General features: G+C 75.3%; 1 pseudogene. It reads right to left on the reverse strand.

Features of this window, described 5'->3' with window-relative positions:
- Positions 1 to 494: pseudogene (locus AOK03_RS43335) on the reverse strand (hypothetical protein); the annotation flags it as partial.

Here is a 494-nt window from a genome sequence, read left to right on the forward strand (position 1 = left end):
ACCCGGGGGTGTCTCCCGGGGGAGCGGCGAGGGCATAGGCGACGCCTTCGGCGGGGGCGGTCGCCAGGCCGGAGCGGTACTCCTCCTCGTACGCGGTGTCGCCGATGGACGTCCTGATCGTGCGCTCGGACTCCGCGCGGGCGGCGACCAGTTCGGGCATGCCCAGCTGGGACGGGCCGATGGTCTGCCACATGCGCTGGCTGATGCCGAGCAGACGTGCCGCGTGCCTGCCCCGGTCCGCGGCGGCGGCCGTCGAGGCCAGCAGGTCGATGGCCATGACCGCACCGAGGCTGTCGTGGAGCAGCGCCTTGCCCTCCAGCGCACTGCGGGCATGGACCGCGGCTTCGGCGGGGGAGCCGAGGCCCACGGAGGCCAGCGCCCTGGTGTATCCGGCCCAGGCGCGCATCCACCGCTCGCCGAGCCGCTCGGTCCGGGCGCACAGCTCGTCGGCGTGGTGCGCCGCGCCGGTGAAGTCCCCGCGGTGGACGTGCACG

Source organism: Streptomyces atriruber (assembly GCF_001418325.1).
Lineage (GTDB): Bacteria > Actinomycetota > Actinomycetes > Streptomycetales > Streptomycetaceae > Streptomyces > Streptomyces atriruber.